This is a genomic window from Streptomyces sp. NPDC002698 (assembly GCF_042888945.1).
GTDB lineage: Bacteria > Actinomycetota > Actinomycetes > Streptomycetales > Streptomycetaceae > Streptomyces.
This window is the reverse complement of record NZ_JBIAQM010000002.1, coordinates 349,181-370,438: the sequence shown is the minus strand read 5'-3', so window position 1 is coordinate 370,438 and position 21,258 is coordinate 349,181. Positions and strand designations below refer to the sequence as shown.

At 73.1% G+C, this 21,258-nt stretch carries 19 protein-coding genes; 9 read left to right on the top strand and 10 right to left on the bottom strand.

Going from position 1 to position 21,258, the window contains the following annotated elements; translation table 11 throughout:
- Positions 1-22: 22 nt before the first annotated feature.
- The 9 genes from ACFYW9_RS04010 to ACFYW9_RS03970 all read right to left on the bottom strand — a co-directional run bounded on the left by ACFYW9_RS04010 (position 23) and on the right by ACFYW9_RS03970 (position 9,896).
- Positions 23-994 carry an alpha/beta hydrolase gene (locus ACFYW9_RS04010; protein ID WP_389144385.1) on the bottom strand — a complete coding sequence of 324 codons (972 nt, stop codon included), beginning with the start codon at positions 992-994 and terminating at the stop codon, positions 23-25.
- Between the two features lie 177 nt (positions 995-1,171).
- Positions 1,172-3,034 carry a M1 family aminopeptidase gene (locus ACFYW9_RS04005; protein ID WP_389144382.1) on the bottom strand — a complete coding sequence of 621 codons (1,863 nt, stop codon included), beginning with the start codon at positions 3,032-3,034 and terminating at the stop codon, positions 1,172-1,174.
- 242 nt (positions 3,035-3,276) lie between these two features.
- The gene (locus tag ACFYW9_RS04000; RefSeq protein WP_389144379.1) at positions 3,277-3,939 is read right to left on the bottom strand and encodes a spherulation-specific family 4 protein; all 663 of its coding nucleotides are present in this window, start codon (positions 3,937-3,939) and stop codon (positions 3,277-3,279) included.
- Positions 3,936-4,865, bottom strand: coding sequence for an NAD-dependent epimerase/dehydratase family protein (locus ACFYW9_RS03995; RefSeq protein ID WP_389144376.1), 930 nt, complete (start codon positions 4,863-4,865; stop codon positions 3,936-3,938). The genes ACFYW9_RS04000 and ACFYW9_RS03995 overlap by 4 nt, the downstream gene beginning before the upstream one ends.
- 7 nt (positions 4,866-4,872) lie before the next feature.
- Complete coding sequence (locus ACFYW9_RS03990) at positions 4,873-5,586, bottom strand: sugar phosphate nucleotidyltransferase (RefSeq protein WP_351860667.1); 714 nt, start codon at positions 5,584-5,586, stop codon at positions 4,873-4,875.
- A gap of 34 nt (positions 5,587-5,620) precedes the next feature.
- Positions 5,621-6,622: an SDR family NAD(P)-dependent oxidoreductase gene (locus ACFYW9_RS03985; RefSeq protein ID WP_351860665.1), complete on the bottom strand. Its 1,002-nt coding sequence runs from the start codon at positions 6,620-6,622 to the stop codon at positions 5,621-5,623.
- Positions 6,623-6,729: 107 nt separating this feature from the next.
- The gene (locus ACFYW9_RS03980; RefSeq protein ID WP_389144371.1) at positions 6,730-8,106 is read right to left on the bottom strand and encodes a hypothetical protein; all 1,377 of its coding nucleotides are present in this window, start codon (positions 8,104-8,106) and stop codon (positions 6,730-6,732) included.
- A complete protein-coding gene (gene pelF / locus ACFYW9_RS03975; RefSeq protein ID WP_389144368.1) occupies positions 8,103-9,653 on the bottom strand; it encodes a GT4 family glycosyltransferase PelF in 1,551 nt (516 codons plus the stop codon). Before pelF ends, ACFYW9_RS03980 begins: the two co-directional genes overlap by 4 nt.
- Positions 9,654-9,737: 84 nt before the next feature.
- The gene (locus tag ACFYW9_RS03970) at positions 9,738-9,896 is read right to left on the bottom strand and encodes a hypothetical protein (RefSeq protein ID WP_326783854.1); all 159 of its coding nucleotides are present in this window, start codon (positions 9,894-9,896) and stop codon (positions 9,738-9,740) included.
- Between the two features lie 650 nt (positions 9,897-10,546).
- Between ACFYW9_RS03970 and ACFYW9_RS03965 the strand changes: the two genes are divergently transcribed.
- Together ACFYW9_RS03965 and ACFYW9_RS03960 are read left to right on the top strand one after the other, a co-directional pair.
- A complete protein-coding gene (locus tag ACFYW9_RS03965; protein ID WP_351860659.1) occupies positions 10,547-10,894 on the top strand; it encodes a PRC-barrel domain containing protein in 348 nt (115 codons plus the stop codon).
- A gap of 355 nt (positions 10,895-11,249) precedes the next feature.
- A complete protein-coding gene (locus ACFYW9_RS03960; protein WP_389144364.1) occupies positions 11,250-12,494 on the top strand; it encodes an NAD(P)/FAD-dependent oxidoreductase in 1,245 nt (414 codons plus the stop codon).
- A 95-nt stretch (positions 12,495-12,589) separates the two neighbouring features.
- Here ACFYW9_RS03960 and ACFYW9_RS03955 read toward each other — a convergent pair whose 3' ends face one another.
- Positions 12,590-14,941, bottom strand: a complete 2,352-nt coding sequence (locus ACFYW9_RS03955; protein ID WP_389144361.1) for a SpoIIE family protein phosphatase — start codon at positions 14,939-14,941, stop codon at positions 12,590-12,592.
- A 394-nt stretch (positions 14,942-15,335) separates the two neighbouring features.
- Here ACFYW9_RS03955 and ACFYW9_RS03950 point away from each other — a divergent pair, with 394 nt between their 5' ends.
- From ACFYW9_RS03950 to ACFYW9_RS03920, 7 genes are all read left to right on the top strand, one after another.
- The gene (locus tag ACFYW9_RS03950) at positions 15,336-16,196 is read left to right on the top strand and encodes a hypothetical protein (protein ID WP_389144358.1); all 861 of its coding nucleotides are present in this window, start codon (positions 15,336-15,338) and stop codon (positions 16,194-16,196) included.
- A 79-nt stretch (positions 16,197-16,275) separates the two neighbouring features.
- Complete coding sequence (locus ACFYW9_RS03945) at positions 16,276-17,202, top strand: hypothetical protein (RefSeq protein ID WP_389144355.1); 927 nt, start codon at positions 16,276-16,278, stop codon at positions 17,200-17,202.
- Between the two features lie 64 nt (positions 17,203-17,266).
- A complete protein-coding gene (locus tag ACFYW9_RS03940; RefSeq protein ID WP_389144352.1) occupies positions 17,267-19,291 on the top strand; it encodes a M48 family metalloprotease in 2,025 nt (674 codons plus the stop codon).
- Between the two features lie 140 nt (positions 19,292-19,431).
- Positions 19,432-20,160, top strand: coding sequence for a DUF4232 domain-containing protein (locus tag ACFYW9_RS03935; protein WP_389144349.1), 729 nt, complete (start codon positions 19,432-19,434; stop codon positions 20,158-20,160).
- Positions 20,161-20,560: 400 nt separating this feature from the next.
- Positions 20,561-20,725, top strand: coding sequence for a 50S ribosomal protein L33 (gene rpmG / locus ACFYW9_RS03930; RefSeq protein WP_351860644.1), 165 nt, complete (start codon positions 20,561-20,563; stop codon positions 20,723-20,725).
- 87 nt (positions 20,726-20,812) lie between these two features.
- Positions 20,813-21,073 carry a type B 50S ribosomal protein L31 gene (locus ACFYW9_RS03925; protein WP_326783840.1) on the top strand — a complete coding sequence of 87 codons (261 nt, stop codon included), beginning with the start codon at positions 20,813-20,815 and terminating at the stop codon, positions 21,071-21,073.
- 41 nt (positions 21,074-21,114) lie between these two features.
- Positions 21,115-21,237, top strand: a complete 123-nt coding sequence (locus ACFYW9_RS03920; protein ID WP_351860641.1) for a 50S ribosomal protein L36 — start codon at positions 21,115-21,117, stop codon at positions 21,235-21,237.
- The last annotated feature ends 21 nt before the right edge of the window (positions 21,238-21,258 follow it).

Here is a 21,258-nt window from a genome sequence, read left to right as displayed (position 1 = left end):
CGGGCGAGACAGGTGCCGGCCGTCACCGGGCCAGGAGCCTGCGCAGCCAGGCGATCCGGGCCGCGCGGGCGGTCCGGGCGAGCACGGTGTGCGGGGCGAAGGCGTCGAAGCCGTGGAAGCCGCCGGGCCACACATGCAGCTCGGCCACCCCGCCGGCCCGCCAGATCCGGGAGGCGTAGTCGACGACCTCGTCCCGGAAGGTCTCCGCGGAGCCGACGTCGAGGAAGGCCGGGGGCAGCCCGGACAGGTCCGTGGCCCGCGCCGGGGCGGCATAGGCGGGCACGTCCGGGCCGCCGCGCGCCTCGCCCAGCACGGCGGTCCACGCGGTCTCGTTGGCCGTACGGTCCCAGGCACCGACGCCCGCCATCTGGTGCGCGGACGGAGTGTCGTTGCGGTCGTCGAGCATCGGATACATCAGGACCTGCCCGAGCGGCCGCGGCCCCTCGCGGTCCCGGGTGAGCAGGGCGAGCGCCGCGGTGAGGCCCCCGCCCGCGCTGGCGCCCGCGACGACGATCCGCTCCGGATCGCCGCCGAGCTCCCCGGCGTGCCGCGCCGTCCACAGCAGACCGGCGTAGACGTCCTCCACCCCGGCCGGATAGGGGTGTTCGGGCGCCAGCCGGTACTCCACGGACACCACGACCGCGTCCAGTTCCCTCGCCCACTCCAGGACGACCTCCACCCCGGCCCGGCTGTTGCCGAGAACCATTCCGCCGCCGTGGGAGTGGTAGATCACCGGGCGCGGCCCGTTCCCGGGCGGCGCCAGGGGCCTGACGACGAACAGCGAGATGTCGGGAGCGCCCTCGGGCCCCGGCACCGTCAGGTCCGCGGTCGTGAAGGCGCCGCCGTCGGTGAGGTCGTACGCGGGCACGGCGGACTCCTGCACCCCGCGCAGGGCGGCGATGTCCGCCGGGCTCGGCCCGGAGGGGTCGGACGGGCCGACCGCCGCGAGGGCGATACCCAGTTCGGGGTCGAACGGGGGCGGTACCAACACCATGACGTCTCCTCGCACCGAGCACGGCGGCTCCCTGATCCCATGATCGGGCGCCGTGCTCCCGGACCGGGAGCCGCCGTACGGCGGAACCTGCCCCCGACCCGGCCGGCCATGCCCGCCGCGCTGACGCTTGAAGGCGTCACCGCGGCGGACAGGGGAACCGGCTGTCGGGAGGCGGGGTCAGCCGTCGATGCGGTGCGTCGTCCAGAACGACGTCAGGTCCGTGGTCGTGGCGGCCTGGGCGGCCGCCTTGAACTCGGCCGTGGTCGAGACCCCGTACCAGTGCGAAGTGGCGTAGCTCTTCAGCAGGTTGGCCATGGCCGTGTCGCCGAGCACGCGCCGCAGGTCGTGCAGCGCGCACTTGCCGTAGCCGTAGACGACGGTGGAGTAGCGGGACGAGTGCGCGTCCCAGTACGCCATCGAGTTGGTGATCTTCTCCGCGGTCGAGGCCCAGGAGACGCTGCTCCAGCAGCTGGTTCCGGTCTTGCCCTGGGCCAGGTCGGTGGCGTAGTCCGTGAACGACTCGTCGAGCCACGGGCTGGTGTACTCGTCGTCACCGACGATCCCGTAGAACCACTGATGGGCGATCTCGTGGGTGAGCGCCGTGGTGCTGACCAGGTCGAGGACGAAGCCGGGGTACTCCATGCCGCCGAACCAGAAGTTGTTGTCGATCACGGCGTCCAGTTCGCCGTACGGGTACGCGCCGAAGCGTGCGGCGTGGGCATCCACGGCGGACTTGGCCGTGGTGAGCATCGACTGGGCGTTGGCGGAGCTGATGCCCGAGACGGAGTAGACGTTGATCGGTGTGCCGGCCGTGGAGGTACCGGTGATCTTGCTGAACGGGCCCGCCGCCCAGGCGAAGTCACGGACCTTGGACGCTGTGGCCGTGGTGACGGTGCGGCCGCTGGAACCGGGGGTGTCGACCGAGGTGCCGGTCGCCGGGACGAGCAGGGTCGTCGGGTGGTCGAGGGCCACCTTGAAGTCGGAGGCCAGGGAGTAGAAGGACTCCCCGTTGTTCGTGTACGGGTCCAGGTGCCAGCCCGCACCGTCCTTGACCGCGAGCACGGGCAGCGCGTTGCCGATGAAGCTGAACGCCCCGTCGTAGCCGAAGCGGTCGGCGCCGCTGGGCACGGTGATGGCCAGGTCGAAGCCGATCGTCGCGCTCTGGCCCTGGGCCACCGGTGACGCCAGGCTGATCCGGAGGGCCGTGCAGCCGACCGAGAGGGCTCCGGCGGTGCCGCCGCTGACGTTGCTGACGACGATGGGCATCGCGGAGCAGGTGCCGTGGTAGTTGTCCCACAGCCTCAGGTACACCTCGCTGAGCGCGGTGGAGGAGGCGTTGGTGAAGGTCACGCTCTCGTGACCGGTCCAGCCGGTGCCGCTCGTGTTGCTGGTCAGGCTGACCGTGTACCCCGGGGCGGCGGGCGTGCGGGTGGAGTCGGCCGGCGGGGTCGTGTCACCCGAGGTGTTGAGGGCGATGTCGTCGAGGACGAAGCTCGTCTGGAGGCTGGAGTCCTCGGTGCCGGTGAACGCGACGGTCACGGTCTGGCCCGCGAACGCCGAGACGTCGAACGTCTTCTGGGCGTACCCGGACGCCTTGTTGAGGTTCGAGTACGTCGCCAGGGTCGTGCTGCCGATCTTCGCCGTCAGCTTGTCGTAGGCCGTCGACGAGGTCGTCTCCGCCGTGTCGATGTGCAGCCAGAACGTGAGGCTGGCACTGCCGCACCCGGAGGGGATCGTGACGCTCTGCGACAGCGTGTCCGTGTGGGTGCTGCCCACTCCGTCCAGCCAGGCGAACGTGGTGCCGCCGTGGGCACTCTGGCCGGTCCGGCTGGTGATCACGGTGGTCGAGGACTGGGTCCAGGGCGAAGTGCCGCTCTCGAAGCCGCCGTTGGTCACCACCTGGGCGGGGGTGCAGGCGGCCGCGGCGGCCGGCGCGGTGCTCGGCGAGGCCCCCGCGGGGGTGCCGGGGAGCGAGACTGCGGCCAGGGCGGCGGCGGCGAGAACGCGCGCCGCCAGGGCCTTGAGGGGGGTCGGTCTCACACGAAACTCCTTTGAGGCGGCCGGGATTCCGGCCTGCTCGGTGGCCGCCCGGGACGACTGGGGTGCGCCGCTGGGTGGCCGCGGGCCGCGCACGGGTGCGCGCGGTCGCTTGGTGAGATTTCCGTGCCGTCACCCTGGGGTCAGGGCGACGGCATCGGAAAGCCTCGCAGATTTGACCTAGACATGCCATCAAACCGGGGAAGGAGAGAGGTGCGCCGGAAGGCGGTCGGGGCAGGGGCCGCTCAGGGACCCGGCCGGCTCAGGGCGGGCGTCAACCGCGACCAGGGGTTGGGGAGTTCGCCCGTCACGGGTCCGGCCACCGCCGCACCGCGGTCACGCGCGGTGCGAACGGCCAGCGGGACGAGCGCCTCGGGGACGCCGTAGACCAGATGACAGAACAGCTCGGGCGCGTGCCGCACGGTCCACGCCGGTCTGCTGAACGCCGCGACGTAGGTGGACCAGTGGCCCTCGAACGTGACGAGCAGATCGGCGCAGCGGGCGTACCCCGGCGCCGGGTGGACTCCCATGTTCAGTACGACCGGAGCCGCGCCGAGCCCGCGCAGACTCCGCACCAGCCGCTCGCAGCCGGGAAGCGCCTTCGGGGTCGGCGCCACCCGGTCGAGGAAACACCCTTGCGTTCCGTACCAGTCCCGGTGCCGCAGGACCTCGTCCGCGATGAGGTCCGGATCGCGCGTGCCGTAGCCGGTGTCGACATAGCCGAGCAGCCGGGCACCGGCCGAGCACAGCGCGTCGGCCGCCGCGGCGAACGCGGGATCCGGGCCCTCGCCCGGCCCGTCGGCCGGGTTGATGACGACCCCGTACGTCCGGTCGGCCGTCTCGGTCAGCCGCCGCCAGGCGTCGGGGTCGGCGCCCGGGTGGACGTACAGCGGAATCAGCAGGCTCATGGGGTCCGTCCGCCTTCTCCCCGCGGGGCGGGACCGGTCCCCGTCGTGGCCGTCCAGAGGGCGGCCAGCGAGTCGTCGAGCGTCAGTTCCGGCCGCCAGCCGATTGCCTCCCCGGCGGCGGTGATGTCGGAGCACTGCCACGACACGTCGCCCGAGCGGGCCGAACCGCCGCCGTTCTCCTCGATGCGCCCCCGGAACCCGGCGACACGCGCCAGGCCGTACACCAGGTCACGCACCGGGACGGCCTTGCCGCCCCCGATGTTGAGGACCCGCGGCAGCTGCCCGGGGGTGGTCGCGGCAGCGGCCGCCGCCCGTGCCACGTCGCGTACGTCCACGAAGTCGCGGTACGCCGAGAGATCGCCCAGCCGGATGACCGCGTCCGGGTCCGTCCCGGCCTCGCGGAGCAGTCCCGCGATCCGGCCCGGAAGCCCCGTGGACGGTGCTCCCGGACCCACGGGGTTGCCCACCCGCAGCACCACCGCGTCGAGGCCGGACGTGGTGACGGTGACCGTGCCCGCGAGTTTGGTGGCCCCGTACGTGGTGAGCGGACAGGTGGCCGCGGACTCGGTCACGGCGGTGTCCCGGACGCCGGGACCGTATTCGGCGGCCGAGCCCAGATGGACCAGCCGGGCGGACGGCGCCGCCTCGCGCAGCGCGGCGCAAAGGGCCGCCGGGCCACGGGAGTTGACCTCGGAAAGGGTCACGGCGTCGCCGCCGGTCGCACCGGCGCAGTTGATGACGGCATCGGGTGCGGCCGAGGCCAGGGCCGAAACCAGCCGCTCGCGGCGGGCGGTGGCCAGGTCGATGCCGAACTCGGCGGCGGGCGAACGCCCGCCGCCGAGCACCCGCACGCCCGGGAGGGCGCGCAGGTGCTCGACGACATGGCCGCCCAGATAGCCGGTGAAGCCCAGGACGAGAATGCGCATGCGGTGGTCAGGCTCCCTTGAGCAACAGCGACTTGCGCGTGGTGAATTCGGCGTTGGCCCGGTCGTAGTCGTCCGGGCGGCCGATGTCGAGCCAGTACCCGTCGAACGCGTAGGCGTGCGGCTCGCTGCCCTTCCGCAGCAGGTCGAGGACCAGCTCGTCGAAGCCCAGCGGCAGCCCCGGTGTGTAGTCCTCCAGCGTGGAGCGCGACAGACCGTACACGCCCATGGAGACGCGGTAGTCCATGCTCGGCTTCTCGGTGAAGGAGACCACCTTGCGGTCGTCGGTGGTCAGCACACCGAAGTCGATGCGCACCTTGCGCGCGTACGTCGCGATGGTCAGCGGCGCGCCCGAATCGCGGTGCCGCAGCAGGACGTCGCCGAAGTCGAGATCGGTGAGCACGTCGCCGTTCATCACGAGGAACGACTCGGGCAGCCGGTCGCGCATGGTCAGCAGCGGGCCCATGGTGCCGAGCGGGCTCTCCTCGGTGGAGTAGTCGATGGCCAGGCCCCATTGGGCCCCGTCGCCGACGTAGGCGCGGATGATCTCGCCCAGGTGGCCCACGGCGATGGTGCAGCTCGTGAAGCCGGACGTGGCGAGCTGGCGGAGCACGATCTCCAGGATGGCGTGCTGGTCGCCGATGGGAACGAGCGGTTTGGGCAGGGCGGTGGTGTAGGGCCGCAGCCGGACGCCCTTGCCTCCCGCCAGGATTACTGCGTGCATGGGGTTCTTCCTTCGTGGGACGTGCCGGTCGGGGTCAGATGTTGTAGATGCCGGTTTTGTAGCGGGCCAGGTTCGCCGGTTCGCGGAAGAACTCGACGGTCCGCGCGAGCCCTTGCTCCAGTTCGTGGGCGGGGATCCAGCCGGTCGCCTCGGTCAGCCGGGTCGCGTCGGCGACCAGCCGCATCACCTCGGAGTTGGCCGGCCGGACGCGCCCCGCGTCCTCGCGCACGTCGAGGGCGGTGTCCATCACCTTGCCGATCAGCGCCACCAGGTCGCCGACCGAGATCTCCCCGCCCGTACCGGCGTTGAAGGTCCTGCCCACGACCCGGTCCGCGGGTGCCGTGCCCACGGAGAGGAACGCCTGCGCGGTGTCCTCGACGAAGGTGAAGTCGCGAGTGGGCCGCAGATCGCCGAGGGTGATGGTGCGTTCGCCCGCGGCCACCTGGCCGATGACGGTGGGGATGACCGCGCGCATCGACTGACGCGGACCGAAGGTGTTGAACGGCCGCAACGTCACCACCGGTGTGCCGAAACTCGCGTGGTAGCTGTCGGCCAGCCGGTCCCCGCCCGCCTTCGAAGCGGCGTACGGGGACTGGGTGTTGATGGGGTGGTCCTCGGTGATGGGCACGGTCCGGGCGGTGCCGTAGGTCTCGCTGGTGGAGGTGTGCACGAGCCGGGGGGTGCCGAGCGCGCGCACCGCCTCCAGCACGTTGAGGGTGCCGGTGACATTGGTGTCCACATAGCTGTGCGGTGCCTGGTAGGAGTACGGGATCGCGATGAGCGCGGCCAAGTGGTAGACGGTGTCGGCGCCTTCGGCCAGAGCGCGGACCGAACCCGGATCCCGGACGTCGCCCAGGACGATGTCCACCTGGTCCAGGACATCGGGGTGCAGGGTCTCCAGCCAGCCGTACGAGGAGAAGGAGTTGTACTGCGCCATGGCCCTCACCCGGTGCCCGGAGGCGACCAGCGCTTCGGTGAGGTGGGAGCCGATGAAACCCTCGGCCCCGGTGACGGCGGCGAGCGGTTGGGTAGTCAACTCGTGGATCCTTCCGGTTGGTTGTTCGTGTGTTGGGTGTTGGGTGAGGCGGACGAAGGCACGGTGGCCCTCCGGATCCGTCCGGAAGGGCCGTGCGGGGTGGTGGTTCAGGCGTGCGGGGCCGGTCGCCCCAGCAGCCGCACGGCACAGACCGCCAGACACAGGCAGGCCGTGCCGCAGGACAGGGGCAGCACGAGGGCGCCCGGCAGGGAACGGAGCGTGATGGCCGAGGCGGCGCCGCAGGCCGCCGCCAGGCAGACCACGGCCGGCTGCCAGGCCGCCCCGAAGGCCTGGAGCAGCAACGCGGTCCACAACGTGGCCGCGAGCAGCAGCAGCGGGACCGGCTCCGCGCCGGTGAGCAGGGCCGCGGGCAGCAGCGGGAGCACGTAGAGCAGCAGACAGAGGCCGAGGACGCCGGTCGAACGCAACAGGAAGGCGGCCGGAGTCGCGGTCGCCCGCAGCGCCGACACCGACATCCCGCGATACCGGTACAGCAGCCACTCCGCCGGTCCCATGCTCACGGTCAGCACGACCACGGCGTACGGGTGCTGCCGGCCCTCCAACAGCACCAGCACCCCGGCGGACAGTCCGAACAGGCCGTACGGCAGCGACCGCAGCAGCGACGGACGGGACGTGTCCGGGACCGGTGAGGCGCCGAACGCGGACCGCAGCGCCCAGCCGGCCGCGGCGGCCGCGCCGAGCACGGACAGCAGCACCGGGGCGACGCGCCCCGCGGTCCCCGGGTCCCACCAGGGCAGCGCCGCCGCACCGGCGACCAGCGGGGCGAGCGCGGCCAGCAGCAGCCGCTCCCCGCCCAGGACGAGCAGCACTCCGGCCGCCGCGAGATACACCGACTGTGCCGCGGCGACCCCGATCGCGGTGCCGGACCCGGCGACCAGCGCCCCGGCCCCCGTCGCGGCGAGCGCGCAGAGCGGTGCCCCCTTGAGCAGGGTCCGGCCCGCTTCGCGACGGCCCGTGGCCATCCGCACGTGGGCACGGTGCCCGAGTGCCTGGCCGAGCGCCCAGGAGACGAGGCCGGCCACCACCAGGACGTCGAGATCCCGGCCCGCGTGCCACAGCCGCCCGGTCAGCAGATAGGCCAGGCCCGGCAGGGCGAACAGCGCCCCGCGCAATCCGCAGCGAACGGCGTCCGGACGCCAGGGATCGGCCGGTCGCGGCGGCTCGGGAAAGGTGCGAGGTACCCGCTCGTACAGCGCGGAGGCGAGCGAGAAGAGGTCCGTGTGCCCGTACCGTTCCTGGGTGATCTCGGCGGTCAGCCCCTCCGACTCCAGCAGGGCCGCCACCTCGTAAGGGTGGACCGCCGGTCCGATGCCCTCCGCCAGCTCGGCGGCGAGCCGGTCGACGGCCTCCCCGTCCGCGCCGGGGCCGGACGCGGACCTGGCGGGCGTACGGGCGTCGGCGAGCCGCAGGGACAGCGCGTCACCCGCCGTGCCGCCGGGTTCCAGCGCCATGGGTCCGCTCATCCGGCGAGGCTCCTCGACGTGGACGTGGACGTGGACGTGGTCGCCAGGCCGCCGGGGACCGCGAGCGGGGCGTCGGCCGTCGCGGGGACGCCCGGGACGAGCCCGCCGAGCGCCGACAGTTCCCGGTAGATGGTCCGGAACGTGTCGACCGTCTGCCGCAGGGTGAACTGGTCGATGACGCGCAGTCTGGCCGCCTCGCCCATCGAGGCGCGCCGCCCGGCATCGCCGAGCAGGTCCAGCGCGGCGGCGGCCATGGCGGCAGGATCGCGCGGCGGGACGACGAGACCGCTGTCCCCGACGGCCTCGCTCACCCCGCCCACGTCCGTGGACACGGTCGCCCGCCCGCAGGACATGGCCTCGATCAGGGTGAACGGGAAGCCCTCGCTGATGCTGGAGAGCATCACGACGCTGCCCGCGGCGTAGGCGTCCTTGATGTCGTCCACACGGCCCTCGAAGGTGACCGCCTCCGCCTGCCCCAGCTCGGCGGCCAGCGCCTCGCAGCGTTCGCGGTAGGCCTCGCCCCCGCGCGGGGTGCCGCCGAACAACCGCAGCCGCGCGTCCGGGAGTCGGTCCCGCACGAGAGCGAACGCCCGGATCAGGGTCTCCAGGTCCTTGATCGGGTCGACGCGCCCGGCCCAGCTCAGTGTCGGCCGCTCCGGTTCGGGACCGGCCGGCGGGAACGCGGCCGGGTCCACGCCGTTGTAGACGGTACGGATCGACTCGGGCGCGGCACCGCCCCGCTCCTCCCACAGCCGGTTGTAGCGGTTGCCCGGGGTGATCAGGGCCGCGCGCCGGTACGTCTCCTCGGCGAGCAGCCGGAAGAAGCCCAGCACGACCGCCTTGACCGGCCAGCGGTACGGGGCGGTGCGGTAGCCGAGGTAGCGCTCGCGCAGGTAGACGCCGTGCTCGGTCAACAGCAGCGGGACGCCGTGCCGTTCGAGCGCGGCCAGACCCGGCAGCACGGCGACGCCGCCGCTGACCGCGTGCGCCACCCCGTGCTCGGGCAGCGGTGCGGTGAGCGGGCGCAGCGCATGCTCCAGCAGAGCGGTCGCGGTGATGGCGTCGTGCAGGGTCGGCCGGGCCTCGCGGACGGCCAGACCCGGGCGGTTCCACACTCCGGTCAGGACGCCGATCGCCCGGTCGCCGCGCAGGAAGGGACTCAGCGTCCCGTCCGCCGCGGCCCGCGCCATCGCGTACAGGGCGGTGGCGAACCCGTCCTCGGCGCGTGGATCGACCAGAGCGGTCAGGAACTGTTCGTAGACGGAGGCCAGTTGCCTGCGGCGCCGCCCGCGCGCAGGGCGGCCTCCGGGCGCGGGCCCCCACATGGGGACCGTGACGATGTCCGTGATCTGCGCGGGGATGTCCCACACGACCGGTTCACGTCCGGTGCCGGTCACGGCGATGACGTCGAAGTCGAAGTCGGGCATCCCGTCGACGAGTTGGTCGCACCAGACACTGACGCCGCCGTGACTGTGCGGGTAGGTGCCTTCGGTGAGCAGGGTGACGCGCGTCGTGCTGAGGCTGCGCGCGCCGCGGGGAACGTGCATGGATGTGCTCCACGGCCGAGGTTGGGGTGGTCGGGCCCGTCCCGTCCGCCGAGGCGCGGACGGGATCTTCGGTCGGTGCGCGGCTCAGTTGTCCGGGCTGTAGGGGACCTGCTCGGGTACGCCCGTCGGCAGGTCGTGGTTGTCGGGTACGTGCGCGGTGTTCGCGTGCGCGGTGCCGGCCGGTGGGCCGGACGCGATGAGCGCGCCTGCGATGGGCGCGGTCGCGCGAATGGTCCGCTTCATGCGGTGAAGTCCCCTCCCCGGGCAGGGGTGAGTGCCGCTCCCATGGAGCCGACCACCCCCTGGCGCGACGCCACAGCCCCCCTCAGACGTGGTCGTCGACGCGTTCGTCGGGTCACATAGTGGTGTCTCTGTGGAGCTTTCGTGCGCTTGCCGCGAGACATGACGGAAAAGCGCGTCCACCGAACGGGTGATCATTGAATGCGGCGATGACGATGCGATCGTCACTTCAGGTGTTCGATCGACTACCCAGTGAAACGTTCCTGTGCTTGCGCGGCCTGGGGTCGACCGCATCCGGAGCGCCTTGGTCCGCCCCGCCGGAGTGTCGGTGCTCCGAGCCGAGACGACTTTCGGCTGAGTCGTCGGTTTCAGGCCACCGCGAACCGCGTCTGTGAAGAACGTGTGCCGACGCCGCGCCCGTGGCTCCGTCCCCCGGAGCGCGAGGCGGGGGTGGCGCGAAGCTGTCCGCGGACGCGAAGGGAATTCGGGGAATTTCCGGTGAGCGGGTGTCGACGGCCCGGAAGGGGACACCCGTCGACCTCCGGCGGAAAGCGCGCCGGGAAACGGTGGCCGGGATCCGGTCACCGAAGGACGCGCCCGTGGATCCTTCCGGATCGCGGCGCGTATCCGTGGACGAGTTGGAGGACTTCTTCGTGAACGAGAACCTTTGGGGTTACGGCCCGACCAGCGGGCACACGCCCGACGACGATCTCTCCGGCTACCGGGTGGAGGCCGCCGACGGTCATATCGGGAAGGTCGACAAGCACTCCGACGAGGTCGGTTCTCAGTACATCGTCGTCGACACCGGCGTCTGGATCTTCGGCAAGGAGGTCCTGCTGCCCGCCGGAACGATCACGGCGATCAGTCACGAGGACAAGACGATCCATGTCTCCCGGACCAAGGACGAGATCAAGGCGGCTCCGGAATTCGACAAGGAGAAGCATCTCGGCGATCCGCACTACCGCGACCAGCTCGGCGGCCACTACGGCTCCGGACACTGACGCGACGCCGGCCGCCGGTGCCCCCTGCCCGGGGGCACCGGCGGTTTCCGCTGTCTCCGGGCGACCGGGAAAAGCGGGAGACCCCGGCTGGACGGGGGAGACCAGCCGGGGCCGCTTGTGTGCGGAGGCCGCTCCGCTCCACATGAGGGGAACATCGGGCGATATCCATCTATTCCACCCAGGGTGACCGGAATGGGCGGGGCACCGGCGTGGCCCCGCATCCGCGGGGCGGGCCCGGCGGGAAGATCGGTTCAGGAGGGCGCGTGCGACGGCGCGGGGCCGCCGTCCTGTGCCCGGACCACCTCCGCGTGCCCACCGGCGCGCGGACGGACCGGCTGCCCGGAGGATGGTGCCCATGACCGCGAAGCGCGGTGTGCCCGATGTCCTGATCGTCGGAGGCGGGCTCGCCGGTCTGGCGTGCGCCCGCGATCTCGCCGGGTACGGCTTCGGGGTCAGGATCCTGGAGGCCTCGGACGGGGTGGGCGGCCGGATGCGTTCCGACTCGCACGAAGGCTTCGTCGTCGACCGCGGCTTCCAGGTCTTCAACACGTCCTATCCACAGGTCCGGCGCCGGCTCGCCCTGCGCGAGCTGAGACTGCGGCCCTTCACGCCCGGCATCCTCGTCCACACCGAGGACGGGCCGCTGCGCTTCGAGGACCCGACCCGTGGCCGGCGGCGGCCGGGCGACCTGCGCCCGGGGCGCCTCGCGGGAACCCGTGACCTGATCGCGCTGGCCGCCCTGTCCGGCCGGGACATGCTCGCCCCCGCCGGATGGCTCCGGCGCGGAGAGGACCGTACGACCCGCACCGCGCTGGCTGCGGCCGGATTCTCCGAGGAGTTCGTGGAGCGGTTCTTCCGGCCCTTCCTGTCCGGGGTCTTCCTGGAGGACCAGCTGGAGACCTCCGGCCGGGTGTTCCATCTCGTCTGGCGCAGCATGCTGCGCGGCACCCTGTGCCTGCCCGGCGCCGGCATCGGGGCGGTGCCGCGCCTGCTGGCCGAGGCGCTGCCCCCGGACGCCGTACGTCTCGGCACCCCGGTCGCACGGCTCACGGACGACGGGGTCGAGGTGGACGCCGGGGGCGAACTCGCCGCGCGGGCGGTGGTCGTGGCCACGGGGCCGGGACCGGCCGCCCGGCTGCTGCCCGGGCTGGGCCTCCCCGGCTACCGCGTCGTGACGACGTACTACCACGCCGCGACCCGTTCACCGCTGGCCGAACCCGTCCTGCTGACGGACACCAGAAGGCGTTTCCTCAACACCTGCGTCCTGAGCGAGGTGGTCCGCGGGTACGCCCCGCCCGGGATGTCGCTGATCGCCACCTCGGTCCTCGGGTACGACCAGGAGGGCCGGGAGACCTGGCTGCGCGACGCGCTCGCCGAGGTGTACGGCACCGACACCGCGCGGTGGGACCTGCTGACCGTCCGTACCGTTCCCGACGCCCTGCCGGCGATGCCGCCCCCGCAGCCGCTCAGCCGGACCGCCCGTGTGGCTCCCGGCCGCTATGTGTGCGGGGACCACCGGGCCACGGGCTCGGTCCAGGGCGCGCTGGCGTCGGGAGCCCGCGCGGCCCGCGAGGTCGCGGCCGACCTGGCGGCACGGTAGACGCCGCAAGCCGCCCCCGTACCCCGCATCCCGAACCCCGCGTCCGGCGACCCGTTCCGGACGGCTGGCTGTCCGGCCCTGGGGAGCCCTAGCCCCTAGGGCAGCGTCTGTTCCGTCCAGATCGTCTTGCCCGGCGCCGAGTAGCGGATGCCCCAGTTGTGGCTCATCTGCGCGCAGATGAACAGGCCGCGTCCGCCCTCGTCGGCCGTGCGTGCGTGGCGCAGGCGCGGAGCCGCTCCGCCGGCGTCGCTGACCTCGCAGGTGATCGTGGCGTCCTTGATGAGCCGCAACCGGATCGGCGGCGCTCCGTACCGCAGGGCGTTGGTCACCAGCTCGCTGACGATCAGTTCGGTGGCGAAGGCGGTCTCCTCGCCCACCCGCCACCTGCGGAGCAGTTCCTGGGTGTGGTGCCGTGCCGTCGCCGGTGCCGTGGGCGCGAAGTCCAGGGACCAGGTGGCGACGCGGTCCGGCGGGAAGGCCCGGGTGCGGGCCAGCAGCAGAAGGACGTCGTGATGGCCCGTCGTGTCGCGCAGCCGGTACAGGACGTCGTCCCGGACCTCGCCGAGGGGGCGGTCCAGGCGGCCCAGCGCGACGCGCAGCGCGTCCTTCGCCCGGTCGCCGTCCGGGCCCTCGGGGACCGGGAACGACGTCGTGCGCAGCGCGAGTACGCTGCCGTCCCGCACGGGGACGGAGGCGGTGGCGAAGGGAGGCCCGTCCCGGCTGCCCAGAAGGGGGCCCGTCGGGATCTGCGGGACGTGCACGACACCGCCGGGGTGGGCCACGACGGGCGCGGGATGGCCGGCGGAGGCCATGACGCAGGCTTCCTGGAGCGGGTCGTGGATCGCGTAGACACAGCCGGCCCTGAGCGGCTGCTGGTGCAGCGGATCGCTCGCCGGCAGGGCCTCCCGCTCGTGGGCCAGCCGTACGACCGCGTCGTTGAGGCGGGCGAGCAGTTCGTCGGGGTCCAGGTCGAGCGCCGCGAGCGTGTGGATCACCGTCCGGATCTGGCCCATGGCCGTGGCGGCGTCGATGCCGCTTCCGCTGACCTCCCCGATCACCAGGGCCGTACGGGCGCCGGGCAGACCGAAGGCGTCGTACCAGGTGCCCGCTCCCGCGTCGGCCGGGATGTGCAGCGGCGCGAATTCCACGGCCGTCTGCGACGGGGGCTCCGGCGGCAGCAGATGGCGTTGCAGCGCCGCCGCGATCGTGTGCTCGCGGGTGTAGCGGCGCGCGTTGTCGAGGCTCAGCGCGGTGTGCGCGGCCAGTTCCTCGGTGACGGCGAGATCGTTCTCGTCGAAGTCGTCGTACGGTCGTACGCGATAGAGGCTCAGCAGCCCGAGTACGGTGCCCCGCAGCGTCAACGGGGCGGTGAGCAGCACGCGGGCGCCGGAGGCGCGGATGGCGCGGGCCCGCTCCGGGTCGGCGTCCAGCCAGGGGGTGCCGCTGTCCAGCGTGACGGTTCGTGGCCGGAGATCGCTGAGCACCTGTGAGTACGGGGTCGGCGACGGCACGGCCCGCACGTCGCCGACGGGGTGGGCCTGCGCCCTGTGGGAGGGGCCCTCGATACGGAAGGCCGCGCGGCGCAGCGGGATGTCGCGCCCGAGGGGGCTGAGCGGAGGATCCTCGCCCCGCACCACCGCGTCGACCACTTCGACCACCGCGATGTCGGCGAAGCCGGGCACCAGCGCGTCCACCAGTTCCTGGCAGGTCGTGACGACGTCCAGGCTCCGGCCGACCCGTTCTCGTACCGAACCGAGGGCCTGGACACGTCTGTTGTTCCGCACGGACTCCGTGACGTCGGTCATGGAGACGACCACGCCCCGCGCGTCCCTCAGGGGGAACGCCGAGATGTCCGCGAAGCGCTCCCGGGACGAGGCGTCCGCCGGTTCGAGCCGTACGGAGTGGTCGGTGACCGAGGTGCCCTCCGTGAGGGCGCCCCGCAGGAGGTCCTCGAACTCCTCGGGACGGGTCGGGCGGATCACATCGCCGACCGGCCGGTCGAGAGCCTTGTCCGCCGTGACGCCGGCCAGCGCGCGGGCCGCCTCGTTGACGCTGAGGACGCGCAGCGCGGGGTCCAGGACGAAGAACGCCTCGTGCGTGTTCGCGTGCAGGATGTCGAAGACCGCGGTCGGCGTGTCGAGGCGGGCGGCATCGCCGTCCGCCTCGAAGACGCCCCAGGCGACCGTGCCGTCGGAGCGCGGCACCACCTGGACGCGGAGGTCGACCGGGTTTCCGTCGACGTCATGGATGACGAGCGGGCCCGCCCCGGGGCTCGTGCCGTAGCCGGAGTCGCCGCCGGAGTTCCCGATGTCGGGTGCCACCAGGGCGAGGGCCGTCCGTCCCACGGCCTCGGAGTCCGACCGCAGCCAGATCTCGCGCGCCCGGGGGCTCCACCGGAGGACGACTCCCGTGCCGTCGACGACCATCAGCGGAGTGGGGGCGGTCACCGGCCATCACCTCCGCGTCTCCGGACGGGCACCCCCGTGTCCGGGGGCGCCGTCGACGGCTGAGTCACCGGCGGAGGTCATGTCGCGGACTGTGTCCTTTTCGATCCTTTTGGTCCACAAAATCATCATTCTACGGCGCGGGGTGGCCGTTCGCCGGTGCGGCAGGGGGCTCGGGGACCTGATCGGCGCCCGGCGGCGGCGGCGACCGCGGGGCCAGGTCCGGCGAGGGTCGCCCGGTGCGAAACTGCGGCCAGGCACGAAACGGTAACGAAGGACTTCGTGGCGGTTGAGGGCGTGGCCCCGCAGCGTAATGTCCCGCATGTCCGGGTGCTCGTGGGGGGTTGCCCGGTGCGGGGAGGGGAGTGTCATGGCTGCCATGACGCGGGTTCGAAGAGTGCCCACAACTGTCCGGGTCCGGCTGGTCGCGACGGTCTGCGCGGGGCTCCTGTGCACGTCCCTGGCCGGATGCGGGAACGACGGCACGGCGACGGCCGGCGCCTCGACGGCGTCCGCCGGCACATTGGCGTCCGCGGCGCCGTCGTCCGCGGCCGCGTCCACGCCCGAGGCGACGCCCTCGACGAGCGAGGCGGCGACGCCGACGGAGACACCCACCACGGAGGAGGCCACGACGGCCACCTCCCAGGAACCGGTGCCGGCCGGCGGTTCGGAGGCGTCGGCGCTGTGGGGCAAGGCGTACAGCGGCAGCGCGAGCATCACGGTCGACATCTACGACTACTGCTCCACCGACGGGTCCCGGCGCCTGGCGGGCAGCCAGACCTACTCCATGAACAGCACCCTCGATCTGGGCCGGCCGGAGTCCGGCGGTGACCAGACCGAGAGCAACCCGTTCTCGATGCTGTTCGCGGCGGGCTACGCCTCCCAGGCGGGCGCGGTGTCCTTCCGGTCGTCGTCGGTCAGCACCGTCTCGAGCCAGGACCTGGCGGGCAACTACCGGGATCCCCATCTCCTGCTGACGTACTGGAACATCGACTGGTCCGACGGCGAGCTGGACGCACGGCTCACGGATCCGCACGCCCGGGAAGCCGTCGTCCTGAACCTGCTCAACTGGCCTGGCCTGCTCGTCGCCTGCCGCTCCGACCTCGGTCAGATGCCCGGCGGCTTCCCGCACGCGCTGGCCGCCGGCACCACGTTCACGGGCCGCCTCGACAGCTCCGGGGCGTCGCTCACCGCCGAGGGAAGCACCACCGACGGCGTGGTCGCGTTCAAGTTCACCTTCGACGGCACGGCCTCGTGACCCCCTTGTCGGCCCCCTTCCCGCGGACGGCCATGACGGGACGGCGGGAGAGCGGGGCGACCGCACCGGGGGAGTCCGGATGACGACACCGGACCGGCTGGACACCTGGAGCATACGGATCGCCGAACGGGCCGCCCCCGGGGAGAGCGGGTTCGCGGCGCAGACCGCTCGCGCGTACGCCGCGGGCGGCGCTCCCCGCAGCAACCTCTTCTCCTCGCCCGGTCAGGCCCCCGGAGGCATGGGCGGCGGAGCGGTCGCCGTCCTTCCCGCCGTGCTGGACGGGCTCGCGTACGCCGCCGAGTCCCTCAAATCGGCCCTGGGCAGCCCCGAGTTGAACAACCTCCTGTCCGCGACCGGACTGCTGGTCGGGTTACGGGCCCAGCGGCGCGCCGAGGCCGTGACCGGGCGGCAGGGGGAGGACGACGGCACGGCCTTACCGGATGGCGACGGGACGGCCGGACCGCCACCGGCGCCGTTGCCTGGACCACCGTCATCGCCGCCGTCACCGGGACCACCGCCGTCGCCGCGGGTCGTGCCGGGCGACGACCGGCACGGTGGGGGCGACCGGGACGGCGGGGCCGACGGCGACGACGAGGATGTGCCGGCGGCGTCGCCAGGAGCGATATCCGGAGCCTTGCCGGGGACGGCCGTTCCCTCGGGCGGCGCGGCCCCCGGTTCGGCCGCTCCCACCGCGGACGTCGTACGGGCCGCCCTGCGCATGAGCGGGCGGCTCCGGGCCCGGGGGCTGGCCCCGGCCGAAGCCGACGAACTGACGGCGCGGCTCATCGCCCGGCTGGTCACCGAGGACGATCCGGAGGAAGCCGCGGCCTTCCTCGACGTACTGGTCGGCGACGAGCCGCCCCCGCCGTTGCGCGGCCCGGGCACCCGGTGCGGGAAGCTGCGCCGACTGCGTTCGGCGGCGTCGGGCCTGCTCCTTCGCGCGGGCCGGCCCCGTACGACCCCCCACGGGCCGCGGCCCGGTCCGGAGGGGACGAACCAGGGGTGAGTACGCCGTCGGCCGCACCGGTCCGCCGATCGTCCCGGCGCGCGGGCCGGTCCCGTACGGCGTCATGACGAGGCCGCCGCCGCTCGGGCCCGCCCGGTCGTGGGGGCCGCCGCCCTGGCTGTGGCTGACCCTGGCGCTCTTCCTCGCCCAGCTTCCCGCGCTGATCGGGCACGGCCTCGGTGTGGGCACCGGTCTCGGCCGGTTCGGTGAGGCCGGACGCGGCCGCTTCGTCACCGCGGTGCTCAGCCTGGTCCAGCTCCTGCCCCAGTTCTTCCTGCTCGCCGCGGTCCTCGCGCTCCTCGCCCCACGGGCACGCTGCCGTCGCGTCGAGCGCCGTTACGGGCTCCTGGCCCCCGACGACCCGCTGATGGCGCCTCCGGCGGCACCCGGGAGCCGGGACGGGATCACCGAGCCGCACTTCGCCACCGCGATGACGGAGTTCGTCCACGCGCACGCCCCGGGCACCCGGCTGCGCCTGAGCACGCTGGACGGACTCTCCGCCCGCGTCTACCCGGGTGGCCGGCGCACCACTCGGATCGGGGTCTTCGCCCCGCTCGTCCATCTGTGGCACACGGACACCGAGGCGGCCCGAGCGGTGCTCCTGCACGAACTCGGCCATCTGCGCCGGGGCGAGCAGCACGTCACCGGGCTCGGCAGCCCCCTCACCGCCCTGGTCCGGGTCTGGCCGTACGTCCTCGCGGGCTTCGTCGTCCTGCCGGTCACGCTGCTGTTCGTCACAGGCCACGCGACCGCCGTCCTGACGCTCGCCGAGGTCGTGCTGGTCCTCCAGAGCGTGCCGAAGGTGCTGCTCCTCGTGGTGGCGGCGCTGTGGTCCGCGGAACTCGCCGCGGACCGCTTCGCGGCTCGGGCCGCGGGCGCCGACACCGTCGTACGCGCCCTGCGGCACCTCGAGAAGGGCGATCACGGAGGCCTCGCGCGGCTCTACCACCCGCCCGTCAGGATGCGCGTCTGGTGTGTGTCGCGAGCGGAGACCACCCGGGGCCGGCTCCTGTCGACCCTGCTGTGGCCGCTGGCCCTGTTCGCCCAGCTCCTGCTGACGACGCTGGGCGCGTTTCCCGCGTACGTGCTGCTGGGCGCGTCCGGTGACCGGGCCGCCCGCCAGGTCCTCGCGCTGGCCCATGAGTCGCTGGCCGGGCAGCCCGCCTGGTGGGCGACGCTCGCCGTCGCGCTGGTCTGGCCGACGGCGACACGAGCGCGCCCGGCACGGGGGGACCGGTCGGCGTCGGCCCGGTCCGCGACGGTTCGGCCTGAGCTGGTCGAGCCTGAGCCGGTCGGGCCCGCACCGGCCCGGTCCGCGGTGGTGTACGCGGCGGCCGTTCTCCTCCCGGCGGTCCTGCTGCTCGTCGGGCTGCTGCCCCTCGCCTCCCGCCCGGCCGGCGGAGTCTTCGCCGATGACCCGGCGGGGCCGACCGCCCCGGCCACGCGGGTACCGGGCGCTGGTGGAACCGGAACAGGTGGCGGTGCCGGAACCGAGAACGGTGCCGGTGCCGGCACCGGGTCTGGAACCGGGGCCGGGGCCGGGGCGACAGCGGCGTGCCCCAGCCGTGCCGCACCGCGCGATCCGAGCCGTCCGACGGGGCTCCCGGCCTTCACGCCCGGGAAGCCGTCGCCGTCCGGCGGGGACCCGGACCACGCGCGGGGATCACGCACCTTCCGCACGCTCGGTGTCACCTCCGCCGATCCCCTCTCGGGAACCCGCTCCCAGGCCCAGGAGGTGGCCGACCGCCTGCGCGGGGCCCGCTGGACACTGCGCGACGACGGCACGCTGGCGGCCGACCTGCCCGAGGTCCCGGTCCTGCGCACCACGTCCGTCGACGCCACGACACGTCTGCTGACCGGGAAGCGCACCCGGCGCACGGACGTCAGCGCGACCACGACATGGACGGAGGCCCGTCTCGTCACCGGCGCGGGCCCGACGGCCCGGCTGGACCTCATCAGGGCCGCGACCGGGGTCACGCGGGCCGTGGTCGGCTGCCGGGAGTTCGCCTCCACGTCGACCACCGCGCAGCGCCTGTCGCTGACCTTGGGAAACGACGAGAAGTCCCGTCCGGGCGAGCGGCCCCGGTGACCGGTACCCGCGGCGTCACCGTCGTGTCACAGGCCTGTGCGCGCGTGAACCACGGAGGCCGTCCGGCGATCTACAGCGACGAGTGCCGGTGAACGTCCGGCACCTGAACATCGCAATCGGGGGACTTCATGCTGTATGGGATGCACTTCGGGTCGCGTGTCCGCGGGGCCGCACTGTCCATGGCGACCATGTCCGCGGCCGCCCTCCTCATGACCGCGTGCCAGCCGGGCCCGGACAGCGCGGGTTCCAGCGCCTCGCCGTCGGGCACGGCGAAGAAGCCGACGGCCCCGTCCTCCGGCTCCCCGGCTCCCACCGCGCCGTCCGGCGGGGCGGGAGCCTCGGCCGAACCCGCGGGCGACTCCACCCCCAAGGCCCCGGCATCGGTCCCCGCCACCGCCACCGCCACCACGACACCGGCGACGAAGACCAGGACGTGCGCGGCGGAGTCCATGAAGGCGTTCATGTACCAGGCCGACGTACGGCCCCCGGGCACCGGAACGGGCGCCGCGATCGTCGAGTTCACCAACATGTCCGGAGCGACGTGCGCCCTCGAGGGGTATCCGACCGTGGCCGGGGCGGCGAACGGCACCCCCGAGAAGAACCACCCGCTGACCGTGACCAGGACGGGCTCCTCGTCCAAGGTGACGCTCGCACCCGCCGCGAAGGCCTGGGTCAAGATGACCTTCGTCCAGGTGCAGGGCGAGGCCGACGGCTACTGCGTGTCCGGGACCACTCCGGTCACCTACCCGACCCTGGTGGTGGGTCTCCCCTCCAGCGGAGCGCACCAGCTCGCTCTCGAAGACGGCGTGCTGGCCGAGTGCGACAACAAGGTGACGGTCATCGCCGTCACCGCGACGAAGCCCTCCTGACCTGACCTGACCTGACTTGACCTGGCCGTCACCGGCGCGCTGTCACAGCCGTCGCCGGGGTGGCCGTGACCAGGGGGCGGGTTGCGACGGGGGCCGCAGAGTGGGTGTTCCTCCGAAGCCGTCCATAGGCTGCCGGAGCCGTGCCGTGCGGGTCAGGGCCCTGTGGGCGGCGAACGGAGGCGCCTGCCGGGCCGGACCTGTGGAACGGATCCGGCCCGGACCTGCGGAACGGGCGGGGCCGGTCACATCGACGGGCCCTCGACGCGGCCCTCGGCGCGGTGACCGCCTCCCGCTGTGTCCGGGGTCCGGGAATGCCGGCACCGGGTGCGCTGTTACAGCTCACGTAACTGATTGGCATGCGCGAGTCAAGGCTCGTGCATGGTGGGAGAAGGAGGGCCTCATGGCACGCAGCACCGCGCGCCCCGTCGTCACGCTGAGGTCGACGGCCGGGACCGGCGTCACGTACGTGACGCGCAAGAACCGCGGAAACGACCCCGACCGGCTGGTCCTGCGCAAGTACGACCCGACGGCGGGCCGGCACGTCACGTTCCGCGAGGAGCGCTGACCGCGCGCCGGGCGTACCCGGCGGACGCGTTCGTCGTATCACCGTCGTATCCGCGGACGAACCTGCCGTAACCGAGGAGGGAACCGTATGAGGCCTCACATCCACCCCGAATCCCGTCCGGTCGTCTTCCGGGACCGTGCCGCCGGTGTCGCGTTCCTGACGCGGTCCACCGCGCACTCCGCCCGGACGATCGAGTGGGAGGACGGGGCCGTCCATCCGGTCGTCGACGTGGAGATCTCGTCGGCGAGCCACCCGTTCTACACCGGGACCTCACGGGTCCTGGACACCGCCGGCCGGGTGGAGCGCTTCGAGCGCCGCTACGGCCGCACGGCGTCGAACCGGCACTGACCGCCGGAGCGCGCCGAGTTCGGCAGAAGGAGGACAGAACCATGAAGGTACGGGCGTCACTGCGCTCGCTGAAGTCCAAGCCCGGGGCCCAGGTGGTCCGCAGGCGCGGTGTGGTCTTCGTCGTGAACAGGAAGAACCCGCGACTGAAGGCCCGTCAGGGCTGACGGCGCATCAGGCCGAGGGTG